Origin of the sequence: Saccharicrinis aurantiacus, from assembly GCF_001660705.2 — a bacterium.
GTDB lineage: Bacteria > Bacteroidota > Bacteroidia > Bacteroidales > Marinilabiliaceae > Saccharicrinis > Saccharicrinis aurantiacus.
The window spans coordinates 1-18,024 of the sequence record NZ_LYBV02000034.1; the positions used below are offsets into that span (position 1 = coordinate 1).

Below are 18,024 nucleotides of genomic sequence, written 5' to 3' on the forward strand. Positions count from 1 at the left end.
GCCATAATTGACTATCGTTAAATAGTTTCAATCACTTTCAAGATGTCGTTTTTGCTACTCTCAGCTCTTCATTAAAAGCGGCTGCAAAGATAACTGATTTAATTTCTTAATTCCAAATATTTCTGGAAATAATTTTAAATCTTTTTTGACACCTAAAAACCGCTTATATAAAGGGTTTTTAATCCATTTTTTGTTTCTCAAAATGTCCGTTGTAATCCTGCCTTGCGTTCAAAGCGGCTGCAAAAGTGAGGAGTTTTTTTCATAATTCCAAATACTACTTCAACGTTTTTTTAGGCAAGAATACGAAGATAATAACTAAAGAATAGTTTATCAATGTTTTAAGTCGAAAAAGTTTTTTCTCTTTTTTTGAACCTCAGAAAAAACGACGCTTATATAGTATAGAGAATGGTATTCTATACTAAATAAGAACTAGGTTGTGTCTTACTCGGTATAATTTCAGATTTAACTCATATCAAACACAGATCAAACTCACGTTAACGTGAGTTTGATCTGTGTTTAATATGGCTTTTATTTGTGTTTTTACCAAAGCCGACTCCTCGTAGTATACTTTGTGGTTTTTACAGAACGTATACGAAGAGATGCGTTAATGATTGGAGCGGCATCCTTTGTGAGCCCGTTATGGCGAAGCAAAGATATAGCGGAAAGCATGACCCGAGAAAAGGGATTTGTGCTGATAATAGAATAGTATTAGGAGGGGAACGCCCAATGTAAAAACAAAAAAGCTCGTAATCAGTTAATTAGTATATGTTTTATTTATTAATATGAGGTTACTACTTATTATTACGGCTCTTTTTATATTTATACATGTATCTGCACAAGAAAACAAAGTTAAAATAGACAGCTCTTACATAAGGAAGTACAACGATAAGTTTATTTTAAAAGTTGGGATTAAAAATGCAGGTGAATCATTTGGTGTGCGAGGCAATAGCGTTAATTATGATTTAAAACCGAATACCGAATTAAAAACAAAGGTTTGGTTTAACTACAGGTTTATCGCCTTCTCACTTGGGTTTGCACCAAATTATTTAGGTGGAAATAATGATGATGATAGAAAAGGTAAGTCTGAGCTTAAGTCGATAGGCCTGAACTTAATATTTCCGCATTGGGTGCAGCATTTTGGCTATTCAAAAACTAAGGGGTACTATATAAGTAACACAAGTGATATTATTGAAGACTGGGACAAGTATAAAGGTGCATACATACAGTTTCCGGAATTGCTTGTGGAGAACTTCTCGGGATATACGGCTTATAAGTTTAATAAAAACTACTCTGTTAAGGCAGTTAGCGACCAAACGGAACACCAAATAAAGAGCTGCGGAAGTTTGATGGCCTTTTTACTTTATAGATATTACTCTATTGACAATAAAGCCACCATTACAGCATCGAATAGCACTCAAAAGTCACAGAACTTTGAAACCACCGCCCAACTTGGATATTTTTACACTTATGTGTGGCATCGTAATTTTTATATCTCGGCTGGAGCTGCCGCAGGATTGGGTTTTATCAATAGTCAACTTTTAACTAGAACTATTGAGGAAGAAATTAATTCTCATAATTTAGACCCATTGGCTCGGCTTGAAGCTCAGTGTGCCATGGGGTATAATAGTAATCGCTTTTTTGGAGGTATACAAATAACAGGTAGCATACAAAAGCACCCTCAAGGTAAAAGTACTGCTTCGATAGAAGACAACTCACTTGATTTGCAGGTGTTTTTGGGTTATAGATTTGGCATGATTAAGGGTATTAATCATCTGTTTGATAAGTATGGACTATAATACAGCCCCTACTGAATAGTATAAGAAAAAGTCTGCACACCTGTTGTCGCCACCCCTGCGACGTAGTACACAAGAATACAGACTTTCTCGGAGGGTTTGGCAAATTGCAATTTTGCAGATAGCAATTTACCTTGCGTAACCTTATCATTAATTGCCAAAGGTTACTTAATTTTTATTAGGCTGATACTGCTACTTTTATTTGAGTATCGGTCCATTGTTTTACTTCGCGCAGAGCATCTACCAACTTAGCTACCTCATCGGCAGTAGGTATTAAGGCATTACACCCACATCCTTGATCGAGAATTTTAACCTGATCGCGCACTTTAGGTGGAATTATGCGATTAAAGCACAATGCTTTTAACATTTCACTAAGGCCATGGCCATATAGCGGAATATTGTTCTTTGTTAGCACACTACTTAATAAGTATTCGGCAGATAATACCGCTACATTTGCTGTTAAAGCCTCACCAAAGCGGTTACTCTCAACAAGGGATATTGTATTGTGATAATAATCAAATCCCACATCATATATTTCTCTATATGTTTCCATTTTGTATGTTTATTTTATACTCAATAGACATAACCAAGAGAATTTCTCACGCTCAGGTAAATCCATTGACCATGTTATTATAGTTTGAGAATTAAATCGCGTAATTCAGTTTGATTAATACCAGCCTTCTTCTCGCTTGCCAAACGTTTTACCTCTGGTAAAATTTCTTTACCCCGTTCGGGTGATACATTAATACCCATCTGCTCTAGCATATTGACTACAGATGCTACGCCAGAATGCTTTCCTATAACAAACTCGGAAGTTTTGCCCACTTCACTAGGATGGAAGGCATGGTAGGTCATTGTATTTTTTAAAAGCGAACGACAATGAATCCCTGACTCATGACTGGTTACCAACTCGCCCGTTACTGGTTTGGTTTTACTTACATATCTTTTTGAGACATGCTCAACATACTTACAAATATCTTGCAATTGAGCAAGGTTGATGCCCATATCTTTATTTAAAGAGAACTTTGAAGCTGCGGCCACCTCTTCGAGCGGTGCATTACCAGCGCGCTCTCCCAATCCGTTTATTGTAACATCAACAGATTGAATACCTGCCTGAAGCGCAGCAATAGTATTAGCCGTAGCCATGCCTAAATCATTATGTGCATGAAATTCGAAATCTACATCGGGAAATAATTGAGTGGTTTCGTTAACCATCTCCCCCACCGAATAAGGATTCATAATACCTACTGTATCTGCTAAACGCACCCTCTTTACTCCGTAATGTGCAGCATTAGAAATATACTGATGCAAAAATTGTGTATTGGCTCTTGATGCATCTTGCGCACCTATACCTACAAATTCAAAATGATTAGAGGCCAATCCGATCATGGTTTTCATTTGCTTGAGCACCCAATCATAGTTTTTACCAAGAGCTGCTAATTGCAAATCGCTCACCGGAAAAGAAATACTAATACGCTTAACACCTGTGCGCTTGGCGGCCATAATATCGCCAACTGTAGCTCTTGACCAACAAAGGGCATCGAATTTAAAGCCCTGGTTAAGTATTGTCTTTATATCTTTTTCTTCTTGGCGCGAGATGGATGGAGTACCTACCTCCGCCTCTACAATACCAATTTCATCTAACATTTGAGCTATTCTAATTTTCTCTTCTAAAGAAAAAACAACTCCTGCGGCTTGCTCGCCATCGCGTAAAGTAGTATCAATTAGATTTTGCATAGTTTTTTGTTTAGATAGATTAGCTAAAATTATATTCTAGATTATATAGCATTACATATTGGGCTTTCAGCCCAAACCCGACTTCATTTCTTGTCTTGAAACAAGAAACAGAAGCAAAGAAATTCAAGACTGCTTTACAAATAACTTTCTTATTTAGTTACGCTTAAGTGCGGCTGGCGGATCTTCGAGCACAGCTCTCAGCTAGCCAGTCTTACTAAAGCTTTAACTAAAACAAAAGCTCTTTGTAAAGAGGTCATTTACCGTGGTGCTTAAACAACTATGGTGAAGTTAAAACCACCTGCAAATAGTAGCATTAGCTTAAGAGTATGAAATTGTTAAGTTTAAGTGCATATTATTAGGAAAACATTGAGCTAGCACTTCCCCAACAATATGCACTACCCTTAAATATGCTAATCTGAAATTAAATACTCTTCAACTGCGTTACCTTCTTCTAAGGCATCTAAAATTTCATCAATTTTATCCTCAGTAATTTCGCCATACCAAAAGTTATTTGGGTGAACCACCATAATAGGTCCTTGGCTACATACATTTAAACAGGCTGTGCTTGTTACTGCGGCATCAATACCTCTATCGTTGCACTCTTCCATGATGTATGGAATAAAATCGCCAGCTCCATTTTTGTTACAGAATCCTTTTGCATCGCCTGCAACACGATACGAATTACAAACTAAGATGTGATACTCTGGTTTTTTCATAATGATTGTTTAAGATTCAAGACTAAAGCATAAAATACTTTACTTGATGATGTTATAAATTTGTTTAATTGTCTTCTTGTATTATTTATTACCAATGTTGTCCTAATTAAATTTTCACTCAAGCCGTGAAGGCTTCTACTTTTTTCTACAGTCAAAAAAGTAGACAAAAAGACCGTCGACTGCACCCATTTCACTCAAAAAACTTTAATGGTGCTGAAACAATTAAGAATACTCAATTCTTAATCGTCCCGATATTTTAAACTCGTACTTTTTCGTGCCTCAAAGCACTCAAACAGAAAACAATTTTTAACCGTCATTTCAATCCAGTTTTTTGGTTCACTGGCTGAGGTCGATACTAAACAAGGCGTGTAGCACATTATATAAATACGTTTAGGACGAGATTGATATATTACTAAACATTGAAGCACTCCCTAAAGCATTTGCCTGGCCCACGCGAGTTTCACCTCATCCCCTAGAACCTTTTATGAACCCCCATGGGTTTAGAGCTGTCCCCTACATATTTTGCCTCATCACACTAAAGGTTTTTGCCATCCCCTAGGGTATTAATAGCTTCCCCGAGAGGTTTGTAATCGTCCCCGAGGTAATTGACACCACCCCCGAGCACATTGGTTAATTCCCCTAGGTATTTAACCCGTCCCCTAGAAATATGTGCAGTCCCCTAGCGGCTTTCAGCTGTTTTATCAACCACAACCCGTTCCTGTTCCTGAACATGATGCCCCACATTTGAAGGCTTCTGCTTTGGTAATGGTTCTTAAATCTTCACCCTTATAAATAGCATCCATTCCTTGGTCGATAAGTCCAGACATCTCTACTACCTTAATACCCGACTTACCTAATATTTTAGATGGCTTAGGTCCTATACCTCCAACCAATATTGCTCGGCAATCACTTAAAGTATCTCCTAACTCTACCCATCTATCATCACCATTGCCTCGTGGTGGTGTTACTCTTTGGTTTACGAGCTTGTATCCGTTTGGTGTTTCTTTAAAAATATATAGTCGATCAGCTTCACCTAGATGTTGATTCACCAAAATACCTTCGTTACTAGCCACCGCTACATATGGGCGTTCTTCCTTTTCTCCACCACCACAGCCAACAGTCATTTTTGCCGCTTCTGATAAAAGCTCCATGGCCTCAGTACTATCTTTTCCTAAAAGACCTGCTGCATCAGCCCTACAACGGCTACAGTGCGTCATTGGAGGTAAAAATGCGCCAATTTCTTTACGGATGGCTTTCATGGTTGCTGCTTCAGGCTCTGTTAAATCAGAGAAAGGCGTATCCTCAACTGGAATTAATGGAATGGTATTCATTAAATCAACACCCATTTTTGCTAAACCTTCGGCAAGCTCTGGTAAATGATCTTCGTTAATACCTGGTATTACAATGGCATTGGCTTTAACTGTTATGCCTGCTGCTTTTAGCTTTTCAATGGCTTCGAGCTGTTTGCCTAATAATATAGTGGCGCCTTCTAAACCGAAATATCCTTTTTTATCGAAACGAACCCAACGGTATACTTTTGATAATATTTCAGGATCGAGTGCATTTATGGTAATGGTAACATGACTTACTTCTAACTCTGCAAGCTCATCAATATAAGGTCCTATTCCTAAACCATTAGATGATACACACAAAATCATATCATCATAAGTTTTTCGAACCAATCGAAGTGTTTCCATGGTTTCATTAGGATTGGCAAATGGATCTCCAGGACCTGCAATACCAACAACTGAAAGGTTTGGCATTTTCTCTTTCAGTCCTTTTAAGTAAACCATTGATTGCTCTGGCGATAATATATTTGAAGTAACTCCTGGTCTGCTTTCGTTTACACAATCGAATTTACGGTTACAGTAGTTACAGCTAATATTACATTTAGGAGCTACCGGAAGATGAACTCTGGCATATTGTCCTTTCGCTTCTTTATTGAAACATGGGTGTTTTTTAAAATCGATCATAGCTCTTTGTTTAGTATCAAGTATCAAGTAGTAAGTATCAAGATGATTTACAACTTGTGACTTCAGTTTGATATAGCTTGATGTTTTTTTATTAGTATCAAGTATCTGGTCTCAAGTATCAAGAAGATTTACTGCTCGAATACTTAGTTTTTCATAGCTTGATATATTCTCTCTTTCGGTATCGTAATTAAGTATCAAGTTGATTTAGATCCTGTAAATAATCTTGTGTCTTGATACTTGATACTTCCTTATATATATTTGTATCCTATTTCAGAGTGCTCTTGTTTGTATTCCATCATGGCGTTGCCAATTTTATCAAACAGCTCTTGAGCACCTTTGTAGGCAATGTGTTTTAATCGTGATCCGCCCATTCTATCGTGAATTGGGAATCCTACTCTTATAATTGGTATTTCTAACTCACGAGCGATATAATAGCCTTTGCTGTTACCAACCAAAAAGTCGGGTTTCATATCAATACAGAGTTCGTTAATTTTTTCGTAATCTAAATCGCCCATTACCTGTATGGTTTTACCATGAGTAGGCGCACATTTTTCAATTTCGGGCTGTAGCGTTCCACTGTTTCCTCCTGATGCAGCAAGTATTACTTCTACTCCTATTTCATCCAAGAAACCCGTCATGGCAACTACTAAATCCTCTTCGCCATAGACCACTGCTTTTTTGCCAAACACGTATTTATGTCCATCGGCGTAAGCATCAATTAATCGGCCGCGTTCCATTTGGTACCTCATCGGCACTTCGTTACCACTTATCTCGCTTAGCGCCTTAAAAAGCTCATCGCTTTGCGTGATGCCTACCGGAACATTAACGGTGTATTTTTTAACTCCAAACTCTTTGGATAAATACTCGGCACCTGTTACAGCAAGGTTTTTATTTTTAAGTCGACCTACTAAATTTCCTTTATTAAGGATAGGACCAAACTCAATGGATGCTTTTGCACCTCCTAATAATTTCAAATCTTCAACAGGAGTACCTCCATCCGGAATACGATGATAAGTATCCCACACTGGGTTATCTAAAGTCTCAGAGTAATCAGGAACCATTATATAATCAATGCCAAAATCAGTAAGAATATCCTTTAACATCCTTAAATCTTCAGTAGATATAAAGCCAGGGAAGATGGCAACCTTCTCATTGGCTTCAACCTTGGTGGCAAATGTTTTGGTGATGGCTGCCACTGTTTCGTGAAACCCATCCATATGCGAACCCTGATAACTTGGCGTTGATGAGTATACAAACTCGGGTATACTTTTATCATCGGCATTGGCTGCTTTGTAGTTTCGGAGTGCTTGTCCGATATCATCGCCAATGGTTTCGCTCAAACAAGTGGTACAAACCCCAACCACCTCTGGTTTATATTGAGCTATTACATTTTGAATAGCCGCGCTGAGATTGCCTTCTCCGCCGAATATAGTTGATTCCTCACTAAAATTTGAAGAGGCAATATCAACAGGCTCCTTGTAATGACTGATTAAATATCGTCGGATGTAAGTGGCACACCCTTGTCCCCCATGAATTACAGGCACACAGCCTTTAATTCCTTTATATGCTATACTTCCGCCCAATGGCGAACACACTTTACATGCGTTACGCGTGGCTACGAAGTTTTTTCTTTCTTTTAATACTGGTATTTTGTCGGCCATCTTTTTTAAGTATCAAGATTCAAGATTCAAGTATCAAGATGATTTACAGCTTGCTTTGAAACTTGAAAGGATTAAAACTTAGAACCAAGGCTGTGTATCAAGAGATATTTACATCATGCAAATAGTCTTATGTCTTGATACTTGCTACTTGATACTACTTCTTATCTATAAACTTCCACACAGGACTACAAACCGAGGCGTATACTTCTTTGGCGAAGTTGAGCATGCCAATGTAACCGGCAAGTGCTTCTTTACGTTCGTGATTGTGATCGCAAAATCCTAGTCCTAACTTATAGGCTATCGGTCGTTCTTTAACGCCACCTATAAACAGATCGGCTCCCGTTTGCTTTACAAAATCGGATAGCTCATTTGGATTTGAGTCATCAACGATTACGGTTCCTTTATCACAGATTTTCTGTAACAAGTTATAATCGTCTTTATTACCCGTTTGAGAACCTACAACTACCGTTTTCATACCTAATAAACGCAGTGCTTTAACTAGGCTAATGGCTTTAAAGGCACCGCCAACGTATATGGCTGCTTTTTTTCCTTCAAGCTTTTCGCGATACGGTTGTAATGCCGGAATTAATATTGCCAACTCTTCTGAGACTAGTGCTCTGGCATTGGCCATTAATTCAGGATCGTTAAAATGTGTGGCCACTTCATAAAGTGCATCCGACATATCTTCAATACCAAAGTAGGATACCTTTTTAAATGGTATACCATACTGACTTTCCATTTCTTTGGCTACGTGCATCATACTACCTGAGCACTGTACCACATTTAGGGATGCTTTATGAGATCGACGTACTTGTTGCACACGGCCATCGCCTGTAAGGCAAGCAATAATCTCAACACCTATTTTTTTATAATATTCGGCCAATATCCAAAGCTCACCCGCTAAGTTAAAATCGCCCAATATATTTATACTGTATTTAGGTGGAACATAATCCTCATCGGTTCCCACCAAATTCATTAATGCGTCGCAGGCTGCTTTGTAACCATCTTTTTTGGTTCCCTTAAAGCCTTCGCTCATTACAGGAAGTACTTCAACGCCTGTTTCTTTTTTTAGCTGACGCGCAACGGCCTCAACATCATCTCCAATAACACCAACAATACATGTGCTGTATATAAAAACAGCCTCGGGTTTATACGAAGCAATTAATTCTGTTAGCGCATTGTATAATTTTTTTTCTCCACCAAAAACCACATCCTTCTCACGTAAATCAGTTGAAAAACTCAAACGGTGCAACTGTGGACCAGACGACATAGCGCCTCTGATATCCCAAGTATATGCTGCACAACCTATAGGACCATGTACAATATGTAGCGCATCTGCAATAGGATATAAAACTACCCTTGAGCCACAAAAAACACATGCTCTCTGACTTACTGAACCTGCTGCTGATTTCTTTTCACAGGCTAAATCGTGTTGGTCTTCGCCTATGGTAACAATCTGGGATGTTCTATCTTTTATATATTTTGACATAAGCGTTTAAATAGAAAGATTGATTTAATTAGACTATCAGACCTTAGTAAGAGATAAAAGACTGTGCTTAAACCTCTATTTTAAAATCTTTTATTTAAAATATGCTGCAACATATTTTATTGTGAGAGTAATTTGTATTTATAAGGAAAGATTGGCGGGGTAATTCTAATCGCTATTAAAGCACAAAGAATTAGAAAATATATATACCACCTATTTATTTTGAATTTCGGCGTTCCGATAATTCAACTACCCCGCTAATCTTAAGGCAACGAACATGTTCAACGCTGCCTAACCTCTGGCAAACACAAATCTTTATATTAAGATATAAGACACAAGTATCAAGTATAAAGATGATTTACAATATGTAAAGAAGTCTTATGTCTTTATACTTAGTACTTGATACTTATTCTTACATTACTAATTCTACTTTTTCTTCTTCGCAATTTTCGTCTTGATATTGCATCAATAGATCCAACATTTTTTCGAGGATGCGGATACCACCCATATAACCTAATGTTGGGAAATAAGAGTGACCTACACGATCAACAATTGGGAATCCCATTCTTAAGAAAGGAATCTTCTCATCGCGAGCGATATACTTACCATAGGTGTTACCTATTAGTAAATCAACACCCTCTTGTTTAATCCATTGGTGAATTTGGAACATATCCGCATTAGCACCATTTTTGAATTTCACTTGGTCGATTTTATCACCAAATATTTCTTTCATTCTCTTCTCGAATGATTTACCTGGAGTACCTGAAACTACATAAGCAGGAACCATATCAAGATCTAATAGGAACTCACACATAGCGAATAACTGATCTGGATCGCCAAATAAAGCAACACGCTTACCATAAAAGTATTGGTGCATATCCGTAATCATATCCACTAAACGACCACGCTCATCATTTATCGCCTCAGGAACCGAAACAGCTCCGGCTTGTGATAAAGCAGAAATAAAACGGTCAGTAGCTTTAACTCCGATAGGTAAATCCAATAAATCGAATGGTACCTTGCAAGCATTGTCTAAAGCAACGGCTGCTCCTTTTGTGCCATACTCACCTAAGGCTAAAGTTTTCATGCTATCGCCCATGCTCACAAGCTCAGGAATAGTAGTTCCTCCTTTAGGATACATTTCGAACTTACCAGTCATTGGTGCATCTAATACATCAGAAGTATCAGGAGCCAATACGGTTTTAACACCCATTAAACCAGTAATTCTTTTTAACTCACGCATATCTGAAGGCTCAACCCAACCAGCTAATATATTAACCTGGCGTTTAGCCTCATCTGTTTTCATGGCAAAATACTTAACAATACCTTCTAACATATTGTGGTATCCTGTAACATGAGAACCAACGTAACTAGGAGTTGGAGCTTGTATTACGTGCTTTCCTTCTGGTACTTTACCATCGTTACGAGCCTTAGCAACAATCTGACCAAGGTCATCACCAATTGTTTCTGATAAACAAGTAGAGTGAACTGCGATAATTTCAGGATCGTATACTGAGAATATAGTACCGATAGCTTGTAAAAGGTTTGCTTGTCCACCAAATACTGAAGAACCCTCAGTAAACGATGATGTAGCAGCCATTACTGGCTCTTTATAGTGACGGGTTAAAGCTGAACGGTGATATGAACAACACCCTTGTGATCCGTGGCTATGTGGTAAACATCCGTGGATACCTAAAGCCGCATACATGGCACCTACCGGCTGACAAGTTTTAGCCGGGTTTACTGTTAGTGCCTTTCTATCTATTTCTTTTTCTGTAGTATGTCGAAGTAACATAATGAATCTTTTTAAATATTAGTAATCAGATTTAAGAATAAACCTTCTTATAGTAGCTGAAGTATTTTCCTCAAGCCGGAAGGCTCTTCATTTTTGGCTTGACCCAAAAACGAAGCAAAAAAGTCAAGACTGCCATAAAACCACTTTTTTTACTTTCGTAAAGCTTAAGTGCGGCCGGGTGATCTTCGAACAAGTTCTCAGCTTCCCGGTCTTACTAAAGCTTCTCTTCATTAAAAAAAGCGTTTTTCTGGAGGTCAGATCCTCACATTACAAACCTTGCAAGATTGAGAATACTAAAGCTCTGAGGTTTAAATCTTATCCCTCTAAATGACTAAGCGTTAATAGTCATGCTACCTACAATCTCTGGCTCCGATTTCCAAGGAGTATCTACTAGTTTCCATACATCGGTAACTAACATACGTTCCATTTCCTTAAAGAAGTTAATGGCTCCACCAAAGGCAGTATAAGGACCACCATAATCGTAACTATGTAGCTGCTTTAAAGGCACACCTGATTTTTGTACCACATATTTCTCTTTAATACCAGCACAGAAGATATCTGGCTTATAGAATTCAATTAATTTTTCAGTTTCATGGTGAGAAACATCATCAATTACCAATGAATTCTTTTCCATTTCTGGCATCATTCCTTCGTAATCGCTAAACTGGTAACCTTCTTTCTCAAGCTTGGCTTTTTTAGCAATTAGGTCTTCGCGCCATAATTCTTCTTTCTCTGTTTTCTCAATAGTAAGATCTTCGATATTACGAGTATCAGCATCAATTTTAATACTAGGAATCACTTTACGTCCTTCGTAGTCATCGCGGTGAGCAAACTCGTATCCTGCAGAAACAGTATGCATACCTAACTCTTTGAATAACTCTTGATAATGGTGAGCACGAGATCCACCTACAAACATCATAGCTAATTTGCCTTCTGTTTTTGGCTTAATGGCATCCATTACCACTTGCACTTTAGCAGCTTCGCGAGCAATAACTTCTTCAACTTTTGCTGTTAATTCAGCATCATCAAAGAACTCTGCCACTTTACGAAGTGTTTTTGAAGTAGCTTCAGCTCCAATAAAGTTGGCTTTGATCCAAGGAATACCGTATTTCTCTTCCATCATCTCAGCAATGTAGTTGATAGAACGGTGACACATTACAATATTTAAATCAACTGTATGTGAGTACTCCATACTTTTAATGGTAGAGTTACCTGAGAAAGTAGAGATTAACTCAATACCAACTTCTTCGAACAATGCTTCTAATTCGAAAGCATCACCACCAATGTTGTACTCCCCTAATAAGTTCATTTGGAACTTACCTTTACGTGGACGGTCATTTAAACCTACTACGTTTTTAAATACACCGTTGTTGGCAATATGGTGACCCGCTGACTGTGATACTCCTCGGTAACCCTCACAAGAAAAACCAAAAATATTGATTCCTAATTCTTCTTTCATTTCGCGAGATACAGCGTGAACATCATCACCAATTAAACCTACCGGACAAGTTGAGAAAATACCGATTGCTTTTGGGTTAAATAAAGCATGCGCTTCGCGAACGGCTTGCTTTAATTTAATTTCACCACCAAATACAATGTTCTCGTCTTGCATATCAGTAGAGAAAGAATACATGATGAAGTTATCTTCGCCCTCTGCTGCTCTGGTTTGGTTACGACGTGTTAACCAAGCGTAGAAACTACATCCGATTGGTCCGTGTACTAAGTTAATGATATCTCTTGTTGGCCCTAATACCACACCTTTACAACCTGCATAAGTACAACCACGTTGTGTAATAATTCCAGGAATAGTACGTACGTTAGCTTGAACTTCTTGATCCACTTCTGGATCGTTGGCTACCATACCTTTTTTACGCTTCTTAGCAATTTTGCTAGGGTACTTGCTAACTATATCTTCTATTAATGGAGTAGGATCTGGTAATCCTGCTGAAAAATCTTTCTTTTTAACCATGTTTTTACAATTTAACGGTTATTAATCAACTGCTTTGCTACCTGTAGTTCCCGTTCTTACCTGCACCACATCGTTAACAGGCATTACGAATATTTTACCACAGCCATGAGGCTCGCCTTGATTGGCTTCAATTATTGCATCTACAGCTGGTTGCACATACGAATCGTTTACTACAACCTCTAAAACTCTTTGTGCACGAAGTCGTGGTTCTTTTCCTAAATGCTCTAAAGCTTCAGGTCTATCGTTTTTCACTCCTTCTAGTATTTTGGCTTCCCAAAGACCTTTTCCTCGTCCGAATACTTTCCCCGATGCAGTCATCGACGTAATATCAGCGGCTAATAAGGCCTTTTTCGTTGCATTCATCTTATCGATGTTTATTATTGCCATTACTGTTTTCATAATTTCTTTTTTTGATAGATGAGTAGATAAATCCTGAATGTGAATTAAAGCTCTTTAACCCCTCTTGAGATGGTGTAAGCCTCTTCAACTGGAGTGATAAATATTTTACCATCACCAAAAGCTCCTTTTTCTCCTGAGCGAGCAGCTTCCATAAGCGTATTCACTGCAAAATCTTTATCCTCATCTTTCACAACCATTACAAGTTGTTCTTTTGGCAACTCATCGTAAGTAACATCACCAATTTTAATTCCTCGCTGCTTACCACGACCAACAACTGGTGTTTTTGTAACAGCTATGTATCCAGCTTCGAATAGAGCTTTAAGTACTGCGCTTGATTTTTCTGGACGTATAATTGCTTTTATCATTAACATAACTAAGATCTTTTTAAAAGTTTAAGAGACTAGTGGGAATTGCCTCTAATTGAAATGAATATTTAATTCTGACAGATATAAATTGACTATCGAAATAGATTAGTTTGCGATACCAAAATCGATCAATAACTTCTCTAGCTCTTCAATCTCTAAAGGATTTGGAATTACGAACATTTCATTTGAATCAATAGCTTTTGATAAAGCTCTATACTCATCAGCTTGATTGTGCTCTGGAGAAAACTCGATAACAGTTTTTCTATGAATCTCAGCTTGTTGAACCATGTTATCACGAGGTACGAAGTGAACCATTTGAGAACCTAATTTTTTAGCTAACTCCTCAATCATTTCTCTTTCGTTATCTACTTTACGTGAGTTACAAATTAATCCACCTAAACGAACAGTACCTGCTTGAGCATACTTTTGGATACCTTTACAAATGTTATTTGCAGCATACATTGCCATCATTTCACCTGATACTACAATGTAAATTTCTTCTGCTTTACCATCTCTAATTGGCATTGCGAAACCACCACAAACTACATCACCTAATACATCGTAAAAAGTATAATCAGTTTTGTATTTCTCATCCCAAGCACCTAATTGCTCTAATAGGTTGATAGAAGTAATAATACCACGACCAGCACATCCTACACCTGGTTCAGGACCACCTGACTCAACACAACGAACACCACCATAACCTGGTTTTACAACATCATCTAACTCAACATCTTCACCTTCTTCACGAAGTGTATCAAGAACTGTTTTCTGAGCTAAACCACCTAATAATAGACGTGTTGAATCTGCTTTAGGATCACATCCTACTACTAGAATATTTTTTCCTAATTCAACTAAACCTGCTACTGTGTTTTGTGTAGTTGTACTTTTACCAATACCGCCTTTTCCGTAAATTGCTACTTTTCTCATCTCTAAATGAATTAATGGGTTTATACTAATTGTTATAATTTCATTGTCTTGTGCCAAATCTTATTTCACAAGATGTGCCACAATGAGAAAAGTCATGCTTTTGAAGTAAACAAACAGCCGCACTAAACCCACATAATCAACAACTTAAAAACAAACGCATTTTTTGGCACGCCTTTTTTAAGGATGTTTATTTCCTACATATATGTAGAAAGGAGTCTTTTAACGATCACTTGTGTAGAAACACACATACAAGCCTAGTAATGTACCACTTACACATCTCCCCTGCAATATTCCCTTACAATTGAGTAGGAAAAGTACCGAAATGGAGTAGCTAATTAAGCCTAAGAAAAGAGGCTATTCATGATTAAATTTCTTACTAAAGGGGATTGAATAAAAAATAAAGTAGTTTCTAATTTAAAGATACTGTACTCCCGCACTAAGTAATTGCAATTTTAAAGCATCACAAATCCTATCTTGAAGTAAAAAACGTACACTTTAATTTTTGTGCGGATACAAAATCAATACAATATAGGGTGCATATGCACCAATAGCGTTATTTCCAATTCTAGGATCATATATTATATCTCGATTTTATTTATGTTTAAGATTCAATCAAATAATCTAAAAACAATCTACAATGAAAAAACTCAATTTTTTACTATTGCTTTCTGCAATTCTCATCTTCACTTTCATGAACTCTTGTACTGAAGAAGATACACCTGAACCAGACAAAACTGAACAAGGTGATGGTGAACAACAAGATGATGATGGTGACGATAATAAAGACGATGGAACTGAAGACAATGACGAAACTGATGATGATGACGATGATGCACAAGAACCCTTTGAACCCGTAATAATAACTGTTGAAGCTGAGACAGTCGATTTAGTAGAAGACTGGAAATTAAGAACAGACATAGAAGGCTTTACTGGTGATGGCTATATTATATGGGAAGGGCCTGATTTATTTTGGAAAGGAAACCCGGGTGGTGTAGCTCAACTTTCGTATGAAATAGATGTGCCAAAAGCAGGAACTTATCAGTTCAACTGGAGGTCGCAAATTGGAAAAGGAGATAAGTGGGACGAACACAATGACACTTGGCTAAAGTTACCCGATGCTGATGATTTCTTTGCTCAAAGAGATGCATCAATAGTATATCCTAAAGGATCAGGAAAAACCCCAAACCCACAGGGTGAAAATGGAAATGGCTTTTTTAAGCTATATATGAATAAGACAACATGGGAATTTACAGCAGGAACTTCTGATGGAAACTTCCATTCCATATATGCTACTTTCGATGAACCTGGTAAATACACCATAATAATTGCACCAAGATCATCTTATCATGCCATAGATTCTTTCAAACTTACACTTCAGGAATAAACAACAGATAATATTCATGATATATAAAAACAACAAAAGCGACCCCTTGGAGTCGCTTTTGCTTGTATAAATATCTTAGTTTCTATTTCGTTTTTTCATAAGCGTACCAATAAATGGTTCCTACAAAAAAGGCTCCACCAATGATATTACCAATAGTGGCTGGTATCAGGTTTTTGACAATAAAGGTATACCAAGAAATATCAGCCCCTTCGAACATGGCTAATGGAATAAAGAACATATTAGCAATGGAGTGCTCAAATCCTAAAGCCACAAAAGTCATTACTGGCCACCAAATACCCATAATTTTTCCGCTTGTGTGTTGTGCCGACATACCCATCCACAACGCTAAACATACTAACCAATTGGCTCCAATACCTTTTAGTAATGTTTTATAAAATGGATTTGATGTCTTTGCTATCGCTATGTTTTGTGCATACTCGCCCCAAGGTTCAGCGCTAATTACTCCAGTTAAATGTGCAATAAAGTAGGCCACAAATAAACATCCCACAAAATTGCCAATATATACTAATGCCCAATTACGCAGTGGAGCATTCCAAGCTTGGCGCCCGCTTAATACATTTGGAATAAAATAGGCATTATTGCCTGTAAATAATTCTGCACCCGCCATTACTACCATCATAAGTCCAACAGGGAAAGCAGCACCTAATAAAAATTTTGAGATTCCTGGGTTTTCAACAGCAATACCAGGAATGCCACCACCTAAAAGAATGGCTAACATTGCACCAATGGCAATATAGGCTCCACCTAGGAAACTTAGTGTTAATATCTTTTTTGCAGAATAATTGTCTTTGGCAATAGCCATTTTACTGGCAACCTCTATTATTTGAGGAGGTGTATTTAAACTCATTTGTTTGTTTATTTTCTGAGGTACTAGTTTATTTTAATCTCTTTGAAGTAAGGTGTTAGTAGATCCTTCACTTTTTCAATTTGTTCTGGTGTGTTTTCTTTGGCGTCCTTCAATTGATATTCCTCTCCTAAACTCTCCCACTTGTGAACGCCCAAATGATGGTAAGGCTGAATCTCAATTTTCTCAAGATATTGGTAATCCTTAAAAGTTTCACCAAGCTTAACGAGCTCTTCTGGATTATCGGTAATGCCTGGAATTAAAACATAGCGTAACCAAAAAGGTTTTTTCGATTTTTCGCGATGCTCCGTTAACTTTAATACATGGTCAAGTTGTTTGGCTCCTGTTAAAGCGCGATAGCCTTCTTCGTTGGTATGTTTGATATCAATCATCAACAAATCGGCATAATTATCAATCAATTCTTTGGCACTGCTATTTAACACCGAACCATTGGTATCAATATTGGTATGAATTCCTTCCGCTTTAAGCGCTTTAAAAAAAGGAATGAGTGATTTGGCTTGTAGTAAAGGCTCGCCACCCGAAACGGTAACTCCACCTAACTTACCAAAGTAGGACTTCATATTAACTGCTCGCTTTACCAATTGAATTATTGGTTGTTCCTCTGCTATTTTTCGTGATATTGTATCCGGATTATGGCAGTAAAGGCATTTTAAGTTACATCCCTGTAAAAAAACCACCATTCGAATTCCGGGTCCATCGTGTGTTCCGAATGATTCGATTGAATGTACGTTGAGCGTATCTGTATCTTTAATCATAGTAGTTTTTTTTATAGATTTATTCTGATCTATTGGCGCTTCGCCCAAACCCGACTTACTTTTTTTTCTTGATGAAAAAAACTAAGGAAAAAACATCAAGGCTACTTTTTAAATTACTTTCTTATTTTAATAAAGCTTAAGTGCGGCTGGGTGATCTTCGAGCACAGCTCTCAGC

15 protein-coding genes are annotated in these 18,024 nt (G+C 37.6%); 2 read left to right on the forward strand and 13 right to left on the reverse strand.

The window, feature by feature from the left end:
- Positions 1-782: 782 nt before the first annotated feature.
- Positions 783-1,796 (forward strand): DUF4421 family protein, encoded by a 1,014-nt coding sequence (locus A8B35_RS16640; protein WP_068474173.1) that lies wholly within the window; start codon positions 783-785, stop codon positions 1,794-1,796.
- A 175-nt stretch (positions 1,797-1,971) separates the two neighbouring features.
- Here A8B35_RS16640 and A8B35_RS16645 read toward each other — a convergent pair whose 3' ends face one another.
- The 11 genes from A8B35_RS16645 to nifH form a co-directional block, all read right to left on the reverse strand.
- Positions 1,972-2,346, reverse strand: coding sequence for a hypothetical protein (locus A8B35_RS16645; RefSeq protein WP_068474176.1), 375 nt, complete (start codon positions 2,344-2,346; stop codon positions 1,972-1,974).
- Between the two features lie 77 nt (positions 2,347-2,423).
- On the reverse strand, positions 2,424-3,530 hold the full coding sequence (locus A8B35_RS16650; protein ID WP_068474179.1) for a homocitrate synthase/isopropylmalate synthase family protein: 1,107 nt from the start codon (positions 3,528-3,530) through the stop codon (positions 2,424-2,426).
- Positions 3,531-3,940: 410 nt separating this feature from the next.
- Positions 3,941-4,246, reverse strand: coding sequence for a (2Fe-2S) ferredoxin domain-containing protein (locus A8B35_RS16655; RefSeq protein WP_068474182.1), 306 nt, complete (start codon positions 4,244-4,246; stop codon positions 3,941-3,943).
- Between the two features lie 701 nt (positions 4,247-4,947).
- Positions 4,948-6,219 carry a radical SAM protein gene (locus A8B35_RS16660; protein ID WP_068474185.1) on the reverse strand — a complete coding sequence of 424 codons (1,272 nt, stop codon included), beginning with the start codon at positions 6,217-6,219 and terminating at the stop codon, positions 4,948-4,950.
- Between the two features lie 248 nt (positions 6,220-6,467).
- Entirely contained in the window at positions 6,468-7,880 is a 1,413-nt protein-coding gene (locus A8B35_RS16665) for a nitrogenase component 1 (RefSeq protein WP_068474188.1), read from the reverse strand.
- Between the two features lie 154 nt (positions 7,881-8,034).
- Positions 8,035-9,369: a nitrogenase iron-molybdenum cofactor biosynthesis protein NifE gene (gene nifE / locus A8B35_RS16670; protein ID WP_068474191.1), complete on the reverse strand. Its 1,335-nt coding sequence runs from the start codon at positions 9,367-9,369 to the stop codon at positions 8,035-8,037.
- 409 nt (positions 9,370-9,778) lie between these two features.
- On the reverse strand, positions 9,779-11,161 hold the full coding sequence (gene nifK / locus A8B35_RS16675) for a nitrogenase molybdenum-iron protein subunit beta (protein ID WP_068474193.1): 1,383 nt from the start codon (positions 11,159-11,161) through the stop codon (positions 9,779-9,781).
- A gap of 331 nt (positions 11,162-11,492) precedes the next feature.
- Positions 11,493-13,130 carry a nitrogenase molybdenum-iron protein alpha chain gene (nifD, locus tag A8B35_RS16680; RefSeq protein ID WP_068474196.1) on the reverse strand — a complete coding sequence of 546 codons (1,638 nt, stop codon included), beginning with the start codon at positions 13,128-13,130 and terminating at the stop codon, positions 11,493-11,495.
- A 21-nt stretch (positions 13,131-13,151) separates the two neighbouring features.
- Positions 13,152-13,529: a P-II family nitrogen regulator gene (locus tag A8B35_RS16685; protein ID WP_068474199.1), complete on the reverse strand. Its 378-nt coding sequence runs from the start codon at positions 13,527-13,529 to the stop codon at positions 13,152-13,154.
- Positions 13,530-13,573: 44 nt separating this feature from the next.
- Complete coding sequence (locus A8B35_RS16690) at positions 13,574-13,900, reverse strand: P-II family nitrogen regulator (RefSeq protein WP_068474202.1); 327 nt, start codon at positions 13,898-13,900, stop codon at positions 13,574-13,576.
- 99 nt (positions 13,901-13,999) lie between these two features.
- Entirely contained in the window at positions 14,000-14,824 is an 825-nt protein-coding gene (nifH, locus tag A8B35_RS16695) for a nitrogenase iron protein (RefSeq protein WP_068474205.1), read from the reverse strand.
- Between the two features lie 637 nt (positions 14,825-15,461).
- Here nifH and A8B35_RS16700 point away from each other — a divergent pair.
- On the forward strand, positions 15,462-16,208 hold the full coding sequence (locus A8B35_RS16700; protein ID WP_075603559.1) for a carbohydrate-binding protein: 747 nt from the start codon (positions 15,462-15,464) through the stop codon (positions 16,206-16,208).
- An 82-nt stretch (positions 16,209-16,290) separates the two neighbouring features.
- On the opposite strand, the gene A8B35_RS16705 is transcribed toward A8B35_RS16700, so the two are convergent.
- Complete coding sequence (locus A8B35_RS16705) at positions 16,291-17,076, reverse strand: formate/nitrite transporter family protein (protein WP_068474211.1); 786 nt, start codon at positions 17,074-17,076, stop codon at positions 16,291-16,293.
- Between the two features lie 23 nt (positions 17,077-17,099).
- Positions 17,100-17,849, reverse strand: coding sequence for a pyruvate formate-lyase-activating protein (gene pflA, locus A8B35_RS16710; RefSeq protein WP_068474869.1), 750 nt, complete (start codon positions 17,847-17,849; stop codon positions 17,100-17,102).
- Positions 17,850-18,024: the final 175 nt, after the last annotated feature.